Source organism: Nocardia noduli (assembly GCF_019038455.1).
Lineage (GTDB): Bacteria > Actinomycetota > Actinomycetes > Mycobacteriales > Mycobacteriaceae > Nocardia > Nocardia noduli.
Genome location: NZ_JAFMPL010000145.1, coordinates 1 through 15,585 on the forward strand (window position 1 = coordinate 1; position 15,585 = coordinate 15,585).

At 69.6% G+C, this 15,585-nt stretch carries 15 protein-coding genes and 1 pseudogene; all 16 read right to left on the reverse strand.

What is annotated here, in order from left to right:
• Positions 1-49: 49 nt before the first annotated feature.
• Positions 50-949, reverse strand: a complete 900-nt coding sequence (locus tag JZ792_RS38145; RefSeq protein WP_216917766.1) for a hypothetical protein — start codon at positions 947-949, stop codon at positions 50-52.
• On the reverse strand, positions 946-1,086 hold the full coding sequence (locus JZ792_RS38150) for a hypothetical protein (protein WP_216917767.1): 141 nt from the start codon (positions 1,084-1,086) through the stop codon (positions 946-948). Before JZ792_RS38150 ends, JZ792_RS38145 begins: the two co-directional genes overlap by 4 nt.
• Positions 1,083-2,009, reverse strand: a complete 927-nt coding sequence (locus JZ792_RS38155; RefSeq protein WP_216917768.1) for a DUF4913 domain-containing protein — start codon at positions 2,007-2,009, stop codon at positions 1,083-1,085. The genes JZ792_RS38150 and JZ792_RS38155 overlap by 4 nt, the downstream gene beginning before the upstream one ends.
• Positions 2,006-3,877, reverse strand: a complete 1,872-nt coding sequence (locus JZ792_RS38160; protein ID WP_216917769.1) for a type IV secretory system conjugative DNA transfer family protein — start codon at positions 3,875-3,877, stop codon at positions 2,006-2,008. The genes JZ792_RS38155 and JZ792_RS38160 overlap by 4 nt, the downstream gene beginning before the upstream one ends.
• A 49-nt stretch (positions 3,878-3,926) precedes the next feature.
• The gene (locus JZ792_RS38165; RefSeq protein WP_216917770.1) at positions 3,927-4,934 is read right to left on the reverse strand and encodes a pyrimidine dimer DNA glycosylase/endonuclease V; all 1,008 of its coding nucleotides are present in this window, start codon (positions 4,932-4,934) and stop codon (positions 3,927-3,929) included.
• Positions 4,935-5,110: 176 nt separating this feature from the next.
• Complete coding sequence (locus JZ792_RS38170; protein WP_216917771.1) at positions 5,111-6,082, reverse strand: hypothetical protein; 972 nt, start codon at positions 6,080-6,082, stop codon at positions 5,111-5,113.
• A gap of 13 nt (positions 6,083-6,095) precedes the next feature.
• Positions 6,096-7,004 (reverse strand): hypothetical protein, encoded by a 909-nt coding sequence (locus JZ792_RS38175; protein ID WP_216917772.1) that lies wholly within the window; start codon positions 7,002-7,004, stop codon positions 6,096-6,098.
• Positions 7,005-7,070: 66 nt separating this feature from the next.
• Positions 7,071-7,952, reverse strand: coding sequence for a hypothetical protein (locus JZ792_RS38180; protein ID WP_216917773.1), 882 nt, complete (start codon positions 7,950-7,952; stop codon positions 7,071-7,073).
• Positions 7,953-7,971: 19 nt separating this feature from the next.
• Positions 7,972-9,042, reverse strand: a complete 1,071-nt coding sequence (locus tag JZ792_RS38185) for a hypothetical protein (RefSeq protein WP_216917774.1) — start codon at positions 9,040-9,042, stop codon at positions 7,972-7,974.
• Positions 9,039-9,581 carry a hypothetical protein gene (locus tag JZ792_RS38190; RefSeq protein ID WP_216917775.1) on the reverse strand — a complete coding sequence of 181 codons (543 nt, stop codon included), beginning with the start codon at positions 9,579-9,581 and terminating at the stop codon, positions 9,039-9,041. Before JZ792_RS38190 ends, JZ792_RS38185 begins: the two co-directional genes overlap by 4 nt.
• On the reverse strand, positions 9,578-10,258 hold the full coding sequence (locus JZ792_RS38195) for a hypothetical protein (RefSeq protein WP_216917776.1): 681 nt from the start codon (positions 10,256-10,258) through the stop codon (positions 9,578-9,580). Before JZ792_RS38195 ends, JZ792_RS38190 begins: the two co-directional genes overlap by 4 nt.
• Positions 10,255-10,848 carry a hypothetical protein gene (locus tag JZ792_RS38200; protein WP_216917777.1) on the reverse strand — a complete coding sequence of 198 codons (594 nt, stop codon included), beginning with the start codon at positions 10,846-10,848 and terminating at the stop codon, positions 10,255-10,257. The genes JZ792_RS38195 and JZ792_RS38200 overlap by 4 nt, the downstream gene beginning before the upstream one ends.
• Positions 10,849-10,950: 102 nt before the next feature.
• Positions 10,951-12,057 (reverse strand): C40 family peptidase, encoded by a 1,107-nt coding sequence (locus JZ792_RS38205; RefSeq protein ID WP_254190901.1) that lies wholly within the window; start codon positions 12,055-12,057, stop codon positions 10,951-10,953.
• Positions 12,058-12,072: 15 nt separating this feature from the next.
• Positions 12,073-13,779, reverse strand: a complete 1,707-nt coding sequence (locus tag JZ792_RS38210) for a putative type IV secretion/conjugal transfer ATPase (protein ID WP_216917778.1) — start codon at positions 13,777-13,779, stop codon at positions 12,073-12,075.
• Complete coding sequence (locus JZ792_RS38215; protein WP_216917779.1) at positions 13,776-15,248, reverse strand: SCO6880 family protein; 1,473 nt, start codon at positions 15,246-15,248, stop codon at positions 13,776-13,778. The genes JZ792_RS38210 and JZ792_RS38215 overlap by 4 nt, the downstream gene beginning before the upstream one ends.
• Positions 15,245-15,585 (reverse strand): annotated as a pseudogene (locus JZ792_RS38220) (hypothetical protein); the annotation flags it as partial. The pseudogene JZ792_RS38220 and the gene JZ792_RS38215, both read right to left, overlap by 4 nt.

A 15,585-nucleotide genomic window follows, 5' to 3' on the forward strand; every position in this document is an offset into this window, starting at 1 on the left:
GGTCACGTCTGCTCCTGTGCTGGTGGCGGGCGCGCCGGTGTCGGACAGATCAGGGGTCGGGTCCGGATTCCGTCGCGGCCTGGTGGTCGGCGAACTGGTCCGCGACGGGGTCGTGGTCGCGTTCTCGCTCGGTGCCCTGGTCGGGGTCGGTGACGGCCGTGGCGACCGCAGCGGCGATGTCGGCGGCCAGCGGGCTGGACAGGCGGGCGCGGGCTCGTTCGAGCCAGTCCGTGGGAGCGGGAAACGTGGCGTCGGTGGGGTCGCGTGCGGGGGTTTTGGTGAGTCTTCGGCGCGCGGTGTCGCCGAAGGCGGCGCCGGTGTAGGCGTGCCACAGGGTGTCGAGGTCATCGAGGGACAGGTCGCGGTAGACGCTCAAGCGCTGGTCGAAGCCGGCGGTGGCGGTGGCGGAGATCCGTTCACGCTGGCCGGTGCTCATGCCGAGCGCGGTGGCGGTGACGACGGCGCGCTGCCAGAGCGTGTGCATGTTGCGACGGAATTGGTCTTCGGCCGGCGAGTTCGGGTCGACGCGGATCTGGTGGTGGGCCAGCAGATGCTCGCGGACTGCCGCGACCGCGGCCATGTCGGCGAGCAGGTGAGTGTCGGAGACGACCCGGTGGCGGTCCCCGCGCCGCGGTGTCGCCGGTGGGGGTGGGGGCAGGATCTGTCCCGGGGTCCACGGCTGCTGGGAGAATCCGAGTCGCCGGGCGACATCGACCCAGGCAGCGGGGACACCGTTGCCCCGGACTGTGATTTCGAGCAGGCCCCGCTCGCGGTCGACCCGATCGATCTGTTGTTGCTGCTCGCGCCGATCGGAGACCGACAACCCGGCGGTGTTCAGCAGATGCCGGCGCCGGGTGCCCTCGGCGGCCAGCTCGTGCACGCGCCGCAGTCCCTCGGCGTGATCGGCCGCAATGTCGCGCACCCGAACCGGCACCGGTGCGGCGCTCACCACGGACTCGCCTGCGCGCTCCGGAAGACCGATGCGGTGCCGACGCTTTCGGCTTCGGTGAGCCGGGCGGTGAGGGCGCGGCTGTGGTTCTGAACGGTCTCGAGCACGCGGGTCTGGGCTCGGGTGGGCGTGATCACGACGGCTCCTGGGGGTCCTCGCTCGGGGCGAGGGCTCGGAAATCGGGCGCGAATCCCAGCCGTTCGATCGCCGGCCGTGTGCCGGGCGCACCGAACCAGTTGCGGGGGATCCGGCTGGTGGCCAGACCGGGCAGTTCGACGTGCTCGCCGGGTGTGCAGCGGTGCAGGGGCCCGTTGGCGGCGTCGAGGACCAAGCGCATGGTGGGGTCGATCTGGCGGGTGAACAGTGACGACATCGCGGTCTTGTTCGCGGAGGTGACCGCGGCCTCGAACGCGGCGTGCAGCAGCGCGAAGCGGACCGCGACGCTGTGGTGTTCCCACCAGCGCGTGCACCAGGTGTAGGTGCCCTCGCGGTGCTGGCCGGCGATGCGCACCGAGGTCACCGGCAGCAGCCATTCCTGGACCCAGAGCCGGTAGTCGCTGAACCGGGGCGGTGGCTTCTTCTTCGTGTCGCCGTCCTTGCCGGTGTCGCTTGCCGAGCTGGCACCGGCGGTGGGGGCTTGTTCGGGGTCGGTGTCGGCGCGAGGAATGATGCGTGGGAGTTGTTCGGCGGGAACGGGTTCGAACGGCAGTGAGGGGGTCGTGACGTGTTCTGTCGGGGTGCAGCGGTGCAGGGGGCCTTTCGCGGCGTCGAGGATGACCCGCAAGTGCGGGTCGACGTGGCCGGTGACGAACGCGCTGGCGGCGGGGCCTCGGGAGGCTTCGAACGCGGTGTGCAGGTGGGCGATACGTACCGCGACCGCGCGGTGGGCCCACCATTGCTCACACCAGGTGTAGGTGTTCTCGCGGTTGCCGCCGGAGAGCCGGACGCTGATCAAGGGCAGCAGCCATTTCTCGGCGAAGGCGACGAAATGCGGATACGAGGGTTTGCGTGCCCGTGCCGGTTTGGCAGCGGGTGCGGAAGGGGGATTCGGAGTGCTCATCCGAGGTCCCCCGTCCCGCCCGAACCGCTCAGGCTGTCGTCACCGTCGTCGGGTGCGACGACGGTGACGGACTGGTGGCTGGTGGCGAATTCCTTCAGGGATCGCCGGATCGTCGGCGCGTATTCGGTGTCCTGCCACCACACCTTCTCCACGAGCACCGGTCCGTGGCCGGGCAGCCGGACCAGGGCGCGGTCTTTCGGGAGCGCGGCGAGCGCGGAGACTTCGAGGATGGGTTCGGCCCGCCACGACAGGGTGCGGTTGGTGCCGCCCTGGCCGCGGCTGCGGGATCGGTCGGCGACGTCGTGTTGTCCGGCCATCTGCGACCAGTGCTGGAGGTAGTCGACCGCGGCGATACCGCCGCCGTAGACCTCGATACTCTGGGCGCGCATGGTTTTGAGTCCGCTTGCCCCCCACAGGTCTTCGCCTTGTTCGAGGACTTGCAGGATGGTCATCAGGATGATTCCGCAGCCACCCGCGTAGGTGTAGTAGGAGGGGAGTTCGCTGATGCGGGCGCAGTTGGCGGCTTCATCGAGCACCCCGAGCAGCGGCACCGCGAGCCGCCCGTCGGGGCGGGCACGCGCGGCACCCAGGGCGGCTTCGATGATCTGCCCGACCAGCGCGGAGGTCAGCGGGGTGGCACCGTCGGGTCCGGCCATCGACAGCGCGTACACGGTGTCGGTGGATTCGACGAAGTCGACCGGTTTGAACTCGGGCAACTCGTGCGTAGGAGGCTGGATCTCCTTCTCGATCACGACCTTCGCCTTGGCTTCCCGCACGCGCAGATGTGTGCGCGCGGGCGGGGTGACCATCTGCGCGTAGTCGGCATCGGCCAGGACGTTCAAGAACCGTCTGGCCATGTCGTAGAGCCCGTCGCGCTGGCGCGCATACAGGGCCTGGGACTCGCGGATACGGTCGGCCGGGCGACGCTGGCCGTGGGCGTCCAGAATCAACGCCGGGGTCGGATCTTGGTCCTTACCGAGCCATTCGGCCACATGAAGCAGGTCCCCGCCCGCGCGCGCGGCGGCCAGGATGTAGAGCGCCAAGAGCTCTTGGGCGCCGCCATCGAAATAGCTGTCCACCTTGGCATTCGCGGCCTGGGCGGCGGTTCCCGAGGAGGCGGAGACGAAGAATCCGGCCAGTTTGCGGGCTGCCGGCAGGCCGGTGACCTGGGTCAGCAGGTTGACCCAGAACCCGCAGGTCGGTGTGCCGGTGACCCCTTGCAGGTCCGAGACCCAGACATCGCCCACCTGTTCACGTCCGGCGAGAGTGTGGCGGTAGAGATCGGGTTTGTTGGAGGTGGCCAGGCACGGCCCCCACGCCGCCAGCACCGCGGGGATGGCCCAGGCCATGGTCTTGCCGGTGCGGGTACCGGCCGCGATCGTCACCCCCAACTCCGTCGGCACGAACAACTCGACCCCGCCGACCACCGTCCGGCCCAGGGGCGGGCCTTTGAGTTGCTTCACGTCCTCGGGAGCGTCGGCCAGCAGCCGCTGGTTGGCGACGGTGTTGTCGCGGGCGCGGGCGATGCGGATCTGGTTGGGGCGCTGCATGGTTCGCGCGGCGCTGTCGATCTCGTGCGGTGTGCGCAGCAGCCGCCACCCGGCGACGACCAGGCCGGTTTCGAGGCCGTAGAGCGCGACGGCTACCACCGTGGCCTGCCACGGCCAGCTCGCTGTGCCGAGTACCACGGCCAGCAGTGCGGCGGCGGGGTTGCCGGTGACCGAGAGCCCGGCCCACCACCGGCCCACCGACAACGCCGCCCAGGCGGTGAGCGCGAGTGCGACCGCTGCGAGGAACAGCAGCAGCATCGTGGTTTCCTCGCCGATTCCACTCTTGGTCCGGCGGCGGGTCTCCCGTGTCGCGGTCATGCGCTCACTCCTCGATAAATGGCCGTTATCTGGTAGTGGACAAGGGTTTTCACAGCGCGGCTCCGATGTCTCGGGACGGTCCGGGCTCGAGGTCGAGGTCGAGGTCGAGGCCGGGGTCGGTGTCGGTGTCGGGCGGGTCGATTCCGTCGGTGGGGAGGGCGGCGGCGACCGCCGCGTCGATGTGGGCGGCGGCCGGGTCGGGTTCAGTGGTGGCGTGGGCGTAGGTGCCGTCACGCCCGGCCAGGTAGGCGCGGTCGATCTGTTCCTGGTCGGCCCCGGCCAGCGCCGCGTCGCTGCGTGCTTCGCGGGTCTGGGCGAGCAGATCTTCCAGACGCTCGATGAGGTCCAGGTCGTGGCTGGTCACGCCCGCGAAGCGTTCGCTGGTGCGGGTGTGCTCGGCCGAGAGGTCCTGCACCTTCCGCAGTGCCGCGGCCCGCTCGACGGCGCGTTGGTCCGCGCCGGTGTCGAGGTCGCCGTGGAGTTCTTCTGCGTCGAGTAGTTCGTCGGTGGTGGCGATGATCGCGTCGATCTCGGCCAACGAGACTTCGGGGCCACGTCCGCCGAGGGTGCGGTCCACCGCGCTGTTCGGGCGCAGTTCGATGACATTGGCCCGGTCCTGGGGGCGGGAGCGGGCCATGTCCTGCACCGATCCGGTGATGTCGGGCTCGATGCGTCCGGTCAACACCGCCGCCTGGGCCATACTGCGCAGCGTCAGGTCGTCGACGACCTCATCACCGTCGGCGTGGGCCGCGGCGACGCGGTCGTAGGCGGCGCGGGTAGTTTCCGGGTGGGCCTGCCAGGCGCGGGTGGCGGCATCCAATTGCGTCCACAAATCGTGAGCTTCGACGTCGCCGGGATCTGCCCAACGCTGTGACAGCAGTCGGGCTTGCTCGGTGAATTCAGCGATCTGCTCGGGTGTTTCGCCGAAGGGAGCGATCTCGCTCAGGTAGTGGTAGAGGGCGAAATCGGCGCGTAGTCGCGCTTCGCGCTCGTCGGCGGCGTCGTGGTAGTGGCCGGGATCGGTGGGTGACTCGGGTTGCGACTGTGCCCAGCTCATCGGCGCCGCCCCAGGAGACGGTCAGCGGGTCGCGGTGGGCGCTGGTGTGGTGTGTGTGGAATGGACATCGGCAGCCTCGTCGAATGGAGGAATGCGGTGTCCCCGGGGCGGGTTCGATATCCGCGGCCAGTACCCGTGACCGGCGGCATCGACGAAACGCAGGGTCGATCAGCGGGTCAGGGGTCGGTGCCGTAGTCGTGGCGGCTTCCGGTGTCGGCGTCGGGCTCGGGGCCGAGATCGGCGACACTGTCCATACCGGTGCCTGGGGGCAGCGCGTCGTCGACGGCGGCGGAGATGGCGCCGAGTGCGGCGGTGGTGTCGGTGAGTGCGGCGTCGATGAATTCGGCGCGCAGTGTCGCGGTGGCGGCGTCGATCATCTGTTGTGGTGTCGGCGGCAGTACGTGCGCGCCTTCGATTGGGGTGCCGGTGGCGGGGTCGACCGGGACATACGGAGGTACCGCCAGTTCCGTCGAGGGTTTCGAATAGGAGTGCCATGCTTGGGCCACGCTGAGTTCGTCTCGGATTTCCAGTCGCACGGCGTGGTCACGCCGAAACGGTTCTGCACCATCGCCCCATAACTCGGCGGCCTCGCCGTCGGTGATCTGCGCGGCGTGTGCCAGCGCGATGACGCGTTCGTGGCGCAACGCCATGTTCTGGGCGAACTGCTTTTCCGACATCGGGTTCGTCCCGTAGCTCCACCGTCCGGTGGCGATGCGGTCGCCGCGTTCGGCGGCCAGCGCCGCCATGCGTTCCAGGTGCCACAGGTCCAGCCCGAGCATGTCCATGAAGAACGACTGGGCGGCATCGTCGCGCCAGGGCATGGAGTCCTGCCGGGACAGGGCATCCACGCGCGGAAGCGCGCTGTTCTCCCCGAGCGCGACCGCGTCAGCGATCCATTCCTGCCGCACGCCCGCGCTGAGCGCTGTCTGCTCCGCATGCTCGCGCTCGCCGGTCAGGGCGTCGAGGTGTGCACGCCAGGCGGATTCGGCGTCGCCGTCGGGGTCCAGGGGTTCGAAGCCTTCCCATCCGGCGTCGAGAATGCGGGTGTGCTCTCCGGTGAGCAGCCGGATCCGGGTCAGCAGCTGGGCTTGCCACTGCACGACCGATTCGCGCAGGCGACCGGAAGGCGGTTGCGGGGTATCGGTCATGACCGCCGCCCGCTCACCACTCGACCCCACCACTGAATCCGGAATCGGGCGGGTGGTCGACGGGTTCGAGCCACCGATCCGTGCTCGCCTCGGTCCCGGTGGTGGACAGCGCGTGGCCGATCGCCTCGGGGTCGGCCTCGGCGGCGACGGTCACCGCCTCGCGCGCGCGCTCGAGCAGCACCTGCGGTGTCGGGGGTCGGGCGGCGTCGGTGACCCGCGACCGTGCCGGGTCGGCGGCCATGTTGTCGATGCTGCGGTGTAGGTCCCAGGCGATCCCCGCCCAGGCGTGCGTACGCCAGATCTGTTCGAGTTCGAGGTCGTCGTAGCCCTCGACGCTGAACTCGACCAGTCGATCCCAGCCGTGGGCGTCGCGGCCCCAGAGTTGATCGCGTTCGGGCTGGGTCAATTCGGCGAGCGCGGCGACGGAGTCGACGCGTTCCCACAGCAGGTCCATGTTGATCAGGTACTGCCGGTGGCCCTCGCTGTCGGTCGGGTCGCCGACCTCGCGGTGTTCGCGCTCGATGGCGATGACGGCCATGTGTTCCAACGTCCACACGTCCTCGGCGATCGCCGCGATCATCTGCGCGCGCACCGGATCCTCGCCGTGGCGGGTGGTCGGTGGGTCGTTCACGCTCTCGCCCCACCGTCTGCCCGCCGCACCGTTGTCGATCGCCGCGAGGATCGCCGAGTGCGGAATTGCGGAGGCGCCGGCGCGCACGATCAGTTCCTGTTGTTCGGCCTCGAGATCGCGCAGGTGCGCGCGCCACGTCTGGATGGCGACGTCACCGCGCCCGAATCCGGGGTCGTAGTCGGGATATCCCCGATACAGCAGCCGCGCGTGCTCAGTGCCGCGTTCTTGGATCCGGGCCAGCAACCCAGCCTTCCAACCTGCCAGGTCTGAGAGGTCCTCGGGGCGACTCATCCGCAATGTCCTTTCCGTTTCATTCGGTGGCACAACCGTTTTCGGGGGTCTCGATGGTCGCTGTGGTCATGGTTCGGCTCCCTCGCTCGGATCGGGATAGGCAACACTCAGCCGGTGTTGATCCGCCACGCCCTCATCGATGTCGATGTCGGTGTGAGGTGAGGCCAGGTCGGGCTGCACGGCGGTGGCGATCGCGGCGGCGGTCCGGTCGATAGCGCGGTCGGCAGTGTGGTGGTCATCGAGCAGGGCGAGGGCCTGGGTGACTTCGGTGACCATCTCGTCGGGGGAGGTCGGCATCGCGGCGTGCGCGTCGGCGGCGGTGATCCCGGCCGCTTGCAGCACGATCACGGGGATGGTCGCCGCGCTGAAGTCGGCGGTGACGATCCGGTTCCAGTCCTGTGCCAGCGACTTCAAGTCGGCATCGCGGACTCGCTCGGCGACCACCGTGGACCAGTGCCGCGGGCCGCGGGCCCAGACCTGGTGGCGCTCTTCGGTCGTCAACCCCAGCGCATGGGAGACCGCGCCGAGGCGCTGCCAGACCATGCCCATCATCCGGCGGAAGCGAGCGGTGACCTCGGCGTCGACGCCACGCTCGGTGAAGACCGCACCGACCCCGGCCATGTCCTGGAGACCACGCACCTCACGACCCAAGCCGGTGATCAGCTGGGCGCGGTCGACGTGGCCGGAACCGAGCAACTGCCGGCCCGCCTGCCAGCGTGTCCCGCGTTGCCCGGACGCACGGGCGTAGTCGATCCAGGCTTTCGGTACCCCGATCCCGAGGGCGACCTGCTCGAGCTGGTCCAGCGAGCGCTGCCCGATCCCCCACTGTTCATCGGCGCGGGTGGGTTCGCCGGCCTCGGCCGGGCGGGGACGGTGGCGCTCGTTGTCGCGGGCCAGGTTCTGGATGCCCTTGAGCAGGTGGGTTTGCAGCGCGGTCGGGGTGTCCATCACCGACTCCTGGTCCCGGTCATGGCCCCCACTCCGGTTCCGGGCCGAACCACTGCGCACCCGGATCGAGACCGGGCTCCTCCGGCGGTAGCGGACCGTCGCCGAAGTCACCCCCGACTGCGGCGTCCACGGCGTCGGCGACCAGACCACCTACCCCGCGGTCGGGCGCGAGTTCGGAATCGAGGAATTCTCCGGCGGCGTGCGACAGGCGCGTCTCGGCGGTCAGATCCTCGGTCAGCCCGGCCAAGACATCCGCCCCCGGATACTCCGGTTCTACGGATGCGCCGGAACCGGGGCCGCTGCCGTCGGTCCCGCTGGTCTCGGCGGAGTCGGGATCGATATCGAACCACTCGACATCGAGGACGGCCTCCTCGTCGGTGCCGGGCAGGGCAGCGGCGGCCCCGACCTCGTCGTCGGTGTAATCGAGGCCGGTGTCCTCGGCGAAACGCCGAGCGAAAGCGTCGGCGTCGGCGTCGTGCTCGTCGGACAGATCCCGGTTGGCGTCCGCGGCGGCGAACGCCGCCGTCGAGGCCGCGGCCTCACCATCGACGCCTTGACCGGTGAGGGTGTCGGTGAACCCGGCCGCGCGCCTGCGGATATCGATCAGCAGCTTCTTGTACTCGACCTCGAGATCGTGCAGTTCGTCCGCGCGTTCTTCGCGGCGGTCGTATGCCTTGGTTTTTCTTTCGTGGATCTCCTGGTTGTGGGTGTGCTCCTGCTCGCCGGCCTTGTTGCGGCGCTCCAGATCGCTGTCGGCACGTTCCATACGGCGCCCGGTTTCGCGCTGGGCCAGGGTGTGGGCGTCCTGGTTGTGTCTGGTGCGTCCCTTGACCTCATCGATACGGGCTAGGCCGAGCTGCCACTCGGACCTGGCTTTGTCGATCGCGGCGCCGACGCGGAGGTTGTGCTCGCGGATCGAACGGAGTTCGCGCTGGTCGGCTTGTTCGAGGCGCTGGTTGTGTTCGGCGCGCGAGCGGCTATCGGTGCCGCGTCCGCGCATCAACGCTGCGGTGGTGTGCGCGGTTTGCAGGGCTTGCACGAAGCCCTGGCGCACCTGCTGGCCGCCCTCCTCGACCGGGTCCCCGCTCACTGAGTCACCTGCAAACCGGACAACCGCCACGCCGTGGTGACGCCGGCGCGGGTCGCGGTGGCATACACCGCGAACGCGTCGGGGTCGGAGACGGGCGCGTCGATATCCACGCTCACGACCCGCGCGACGCGGGTGCCGGTATCGGGCGGGTGGTCATCGGGGCGTACTCCCACGGTGGTCACGACCGGCACACGCTCACGCCGCCATTGCTGCCAGACCGCGGGGGTGACCGGACTCCAGACCAGCGCGCTCGCGGCGGCACCGGCGGCGAACCGGTCATCGAGCAATGGTCGCGCCGCGTCCAGCGCGTCGGCGGGATCGGCCTGCACGTCGGGCCGGTAGCCGAAGACGGCCCGCAGTGCTGCTGTGAGTACCTGCTCAGGGTCGCACGGATCGACGTGCTCGAATGGCGCGTCGAAACCTGTTGCACCGCATGTAGTCCCATTGCCGATGGGATCGGCGGGGACCTGGGTGGCGCATCCTGTCGCGGTGATCGCGGCCAGTGCGGTCAGTGCCACTGTCGTGTATCGGCTGTTCATGACCGCTCCCGGTGGGGGTTGGGGTCGGTGAGGGCGAGCAGTTCGCTGCCGCGCCATTCCACGCGCGGGGCCCCGCTCGCGCGCGCGGCGGGATTACCGACCGGATCGATGACGAACTCGACCAGCAGATTCGCCGCCAGCGCGGCACCGTGGAGCCCGGCCAGGTCCAGGCCGTGACCGCGAGCCAGGACCAGGCGCAGGGTGGCTGCGTCGACTCCCCATTGCCTGCACGTCTGCCCGGCCACGAGAATCGCCTGGTGCGCGGCGGATTCGGCGGCCCGGATCAGGTTGTTCACCGCGGCCTCGCGCGGGTGGCGATCGCGCCAGATGATCTGCCCGCCGGGGGCCACGATGGTGAACAGACTGCGGGTGGCCGCGCACCACAGCAGCAGCCGAGCACCGTGGGAGGCGCGCACCGTGAAGATCGGGTCCAGCGCTTTGCGCGCGGCGTTCAGCGCGCGTACCGCCTCGTAGTCGATCCCGGCCGAGACCCGCAGTGCACGAACGAATCTCTTGAAGTCGGGCGGATCGTCCAAGCCGTGCTCGACCGCGAACCGTTCCAGGTCCAGGGCGCGAGTCGTGCGACGAAGAAACGTGACGTTGTCAGTGACCAGCTGCTGGGTCTCGCGCAGGGACATCGGAGCCTCGTGCTGTGGGTCGGTGGCGTGCTCGCTCACGGTTCGACCTCCGTCGGGTCTGGTGTCGCTGCGGTGTCCTGTTCGCCGAGGCCCTCGCCCGAGACGTCGGGGGCCGGGGGTCCGGGGGTGTCGGGCTCGGTCGCGAGCGCGGCGTCGATGGCGACGGTGGTGTCGCCGTCGGCGGACGCGATAGCACTGGGTGTGGTGAGCACGGCGTCGAGTTCGCCGGGGGCGAGTGCGGCAGTCTCGCTGTGGCGGTTCGCGGTCATCGCGCGGGCCTGGTGGTGGCTGCGCAGCTGTGCCGGGCTCATCGCGTCGTAGCCGGCGGCGCGGTCGGCGCTCACCCGATCCATGAACCGGGCCATCGTGTCCGGGCGCGCTCGCCAATCGGCGTACGCGTCGACGAGATAGGCCCAGTCGCCGCCGAGGCGGTCGTGATCGCGCCACCGCTGCGCGATCTCACCGATACGTTCATCGATGCGCTGCGCCAGCTCGTCGTCGATCTCGCTTCCGCCGAGGGCGCGCGCGAACACCGTCGAGAGGGCGAAATCGACGCGCATCGCGAACTCATCCGGATCGCGGTCGCGATCCTCCCCCCGCTCGATGGCGGGGTGCGCTGATTCAGCCATGTCGGACAGCCCGCCTCTCGCGCACCACGACGCGTTCTTCTCCGGATCGCTGCGTCGGCGCGGCAGACGATCCCCGCGCGATCGGCGCGCACGCGTGATCGGTCACGACACCCCCGCAGGCTCGCGAATTTCGTAGCGGCGCACGTCCATCCGCTCCCCGGCGAAACCGCTGAGCAGAGTGGTGGTGACCGTCTGCCCGGATTGGGGCGCGTGCAGGAGCAGGTCGCGTCCCTGCTCGTCGGGACCCAGATAGATCCCGACGTGATGGGAATCGGACTCGCCGGGGCTGGTGAAGAAGATCAAGTCCCCGGGCTGTCGTTGCGCGAACGGGATCACGACCGCGCTGGGGTGGTCCTGCTGGGCCTGGGTGTAGTGCGGGAGCCGGATCCGGCCGCCGGAGGCGTGGTAGATCGCGTACAGGGTCAGTCCCGAGCAGTCCACGCCGCCGTTGGTGGGGCCGTTGATGTCCCCGCCGCCCCACACGTACGGGGTGCCGATCCAGCGGGAGGCGTGCTCGATCACCGCCCGCCCGAACGCACTGGCCTCGGCCGGACTCAACACCGACACCGCCCCCGAACCGCACCCTGTCGGCGCGGCACCCGCCGCGGATGATGCTGTGCGCGGGTCGATGTCGGCGAACCGCTGATACAGCTCGCGGGCGAGTTCGATCTGTCCGGCGTAGGCGTTGAGCGCCGATTGCTCGATGTGCTGGGCCAACTCCGCAGGTGAGAGCTGTTGCGCCGCTGTCCCGGATTGTTCGGCGCGGTCGTAGAACCAGTTGATCTGGTAGGCCGGGTCCATCAACTTCGCGATCCCGACCGACCCCCACACACTGGCCCGGAGTTGATGCGGCCCGATCGAGTCGTGGTCGTGGCCCAGCCTGTCGTTGGGATAGCTCAGCGATTCCGGCACCGACGGGTTCGCCAGATTCCGGAACCCCGACTCGACCCCCTGGGCTGCGAGTTCGGCGATGATCACCGATTCGGGCATCCTGCGCTGTTTGCCGATCACGACCCCGTCGCGCGCCAACCGCAGTTGCGCTTCGCTCAAACCCGCGACCGTCTGCCCGGTCGGCCCACCCGCCCCGGCGGCCAGTGGTGTGGTGCAGGAGGTGCGGGGATCGGCGGCGATCACCCCGAGTAGCAGCACCAGCAGGGTGATCGGTAGTAGGATCGCTGCGGCGGCGGTCGTTCTCGAAGTCGCGTTCATCGTCATTTTCGCTGGTCATCGCCTGCTCGATTCGGTATCCAGATCGAAACGTCGATTCGTGTTGTGGACCTGGCTGGCTCGTTCTGTCGCGGTGAAGGTCATGCGGAAGGCCACACCCGGCTCGGCGGCTTCACCGGTCTTCAAGAGGAAACAGCCTGTGCCGGGCGGGGTTTCGCGTTGTCCGGGGTCGAGGTCGTCATCGGTGGGTGGGCGCGGCGCGGCCCAGGAGGTGACGAGCAGTTTCTCCGTCTCGGTGATCCCGACGGCCGAGCGGATACGGTCGATCTCTTCCGGGCCGACCGGGCCGATCAGCTTCGCGCGAGCGCGTTCGAAGAACCCGAGCGCTTTGGCCTGTGCCGCGGCGGAATCGAAAGCGGCCAGGTCTTTGATGGTGTGGCTGCACATGATCAGCCCGGTACCGAGGGTGCGGTTGAGCCGGGTCAGGGCATCGACGCGGTCGACCATGAATTCGCCGACACCGAGCACGCGCCAGATCTCGTCCATGATCACTTCGAAGGTGCGCGGCGGGGCGAGTCCTGCGTCGGATAGAGCGTGGGCGGCAGCGACCGCGCCGAACCCCTCGCTCCAGCACACCATCAACACCGCGGCCAACAGTTTGGTGTCGCCCTCGGGGATGCGGGAAACGTCCACGCAGACCGCTGGGCTCGCCAGGTCCAGCCGTGTGGTGGTGGGGCCGTTGAAGATGGCCCCGAATGGGCCTTCGACCAGCGCGCGCAGGGATCGGCGCAAAGTTTTGGTGGAGGCACGATAGGTGGCGTCGTCGTCCTCTTCGGCGAACCGCATCAGCCGTTCACCGCCCGTGGAGATCACCTCGAGCAGATCCTCGATCAGCGGAGGCCGCTCGTAGGTGAAATCGTGTGCGGGGCTGTAGAGCTCGCGCAGCCCAGCGGCGATGAGGACTTCTTCGTAGTCGGCGACCCGGGACCCGCGCACGAGTTCGATGAGACCGGCGACGATGTTGACCTGCCCGGCTTCCACGCGGGCGGCGACCTGGCGACGCTGGTCGGGATCGGTGAGCCGGTCCACGATCGCCCCGAGCGCACCGACATCGAGAGGGTTCAACGTGCCGTGCCCGTAGCCCACATCGACGACCTGACCGCCCAACCGCTGCACGAGATCGCGGTAGTCGGGCTTGGTGTCGCCCATGCACAGCACGGTCTCCCCCGCCGCGACCGCCCCGGTCACCATCCGCCGGATCAGCGACGACTTGCCGAAACCATTGAGCGCCAGCACGAACGCGATCGGCGCTGTGATGAACCCTTTCAAGAACCAGGACATCGGGTCGAAGTGGACCGGGGCGCCGGTGATGTAGTGCGAGCCCACCGGAGTACCGACCGTGGGCGCGCTCGCCCCGACCGAGAACGGCCACAGACCGGCGACCTGGACGGTGGTGGCGCGCCATTCCGGGGTAGTGGTGACGACGGTGGCTCGGCCGCCGCCCGGCCCGCGGTAGCCGCGGTCGGTGAGCGTTGCCGACGATCGGTCGAAGCCATCGTCCGCACCCGCGGTGTCGGTGCGGCGGGCGGCGGTGGCCCGGCGGTGATCATCGCTCGATATCGCCAGCCGTGCCCACCAACCGCGGATCCCGGGCCGGGCGGCGGCGGTTTCGGTCGCCGCACGCGCGGTCGCGGTGAGTACGCGCACTCCCGCGACGGTCTGGTGGCGCCGCCGATCACGCTGGGCGCTGTTGTCGCCGGTCATGCGCTGACCCGCTTGGAAATCGAAGAGTGCTCCGGTAGGACCAAACCGATCCCCAGAGATGCGGCGAAGCTCGCGGCCTGGGAGCCGTAGCAGCGGCGCACACTCAACCGCGACGCCGCGCTCATCGCCTTGACCGACGCCTCGATCCCGGGCAGGTCCCCATCGAGGTGATCGGTCACCGTCACCAACGCCCCGAACCGGGTCAATCCCGCACCCCGCGCCTGTTCCTCGCGCGCGGCGCTGGTGTTACCGACACGGATACGCGCCGACGCCGAAGCGATACCGCGCTCGGTCTGTTCAGCGGCGATGGCGTCACGGAAATCCGAGTCCACCAGGCTGGTGGCCTCGGCGGCCGAATGCAGCCGGTAGAACAGGGCCACACGTTTGCGGGGCACGTCCGCACGGGGGCGCAGCAGTTCCTCGAGCACGGTTTCCATGACCGCGCCGCGCGGGGCGGCGTCCATCTCCCAGGTGATCGAGCGGGCGCCGTCGTGGACGTAGTGATCCCAGCGATCGACGTGAGCGACCGGGCCGACAGAATCCCAGGACTGGGTCTCGAGCAGCGACGCCCCGGCCGCTTCGACGTCACGCTGGGAGGCCAGGTCGTAGCGGGTCCGCACCAACCCCAGAACCTCCCACGCCTGGAGCGGGGTCGCCGGCAGCCCGGCGCGGGCGAGCTGGGACAAAACGCCTTGCAGGCGCTGCCCGATCTCGCGAGCCTGCTCGGCCTCGTCTCGACGCACACGGCCTTTACCGATGGCGCGGTAGGTGATCGCGATCCGCGCCTCGATCCGCACACCCACCCCGCCGAGATCGGCGGCGGCTTCGCGCATCACCGCCTTCGCGAACTCCGGAGCCTGCTCGCGCACCAGCCGGGTGACCTCACGGGCTTGGCGCAGCCGGGTCTCGACGACGTTGTCCAGGACCGCCGTGACGGCCACGACCTCACCGCCACGGCTCTGGGTCGCCAGGAACTGCCCGTACCCTTCGACCCAGGCGTCGATCTGAGGCTGATCGACCAGTTCCTTACCGCGCGGCACGACCCGCAGCACGACGGTGTAGTGGTCGCTGCGACGGATGTGCAACATCGCGAACCGCCGCCCGCCCGCCGTCTCATACTCCGACAAGCTCGAATCCGCCAGCAAGCCGGGAAGTTTCGCTATACCCGGGAGGCGGGAAAAGCGCCCCGCCTTGTAGAGGTGTTCACCGCGAGCGCGGGCGGTGGCGAACTGGACGCGCAGCATCAGCAGTTCCCAGCCGGTGCGGCCGTTGATCGTGACCGCCAACGGAGCGAATACCACGGCGGCTCCGACCACCAGGACGGCGGCGACGCTGAGTGAGCGCGAGATCAGGAACCCGGCCATGATCGTGATCACCAGCCCGAGCCCGAACATCGACACTCCCCAGGTCAGGCCGAAAAACCCTGCGCTGCGGGGGCGTTCCCACCGTCCGTACATTTTCGTGGTCATCGCCGCACCTCCGCCGGGGTCAGCGAATCGGGATTCCAGCCCCCGTCGGCGGCGTCACGGGTCTGCGACTCGACCGCGGCGACTCCCTGCTCACCCGCGGCTTTGACCTGCTGGGCGGCCATCACCGCCGCACCGGCAGCACCACCCGCGGCCCCACCGGCCGCACCGCCGGACTCCGCCCCTGCACCGGCTCCGGCCCCTGCGCCGGAGGAGCCGCTCGCGTTCGGGGAGGTCGATCGCGCCCGGGATCCTGCACCGGCCCCACTCGACGACCCGTTCCCGGGATTCGAGGTCGAACCGGCGCCGGAATCACTGCCCGCACCACCGCCCAGTGGCC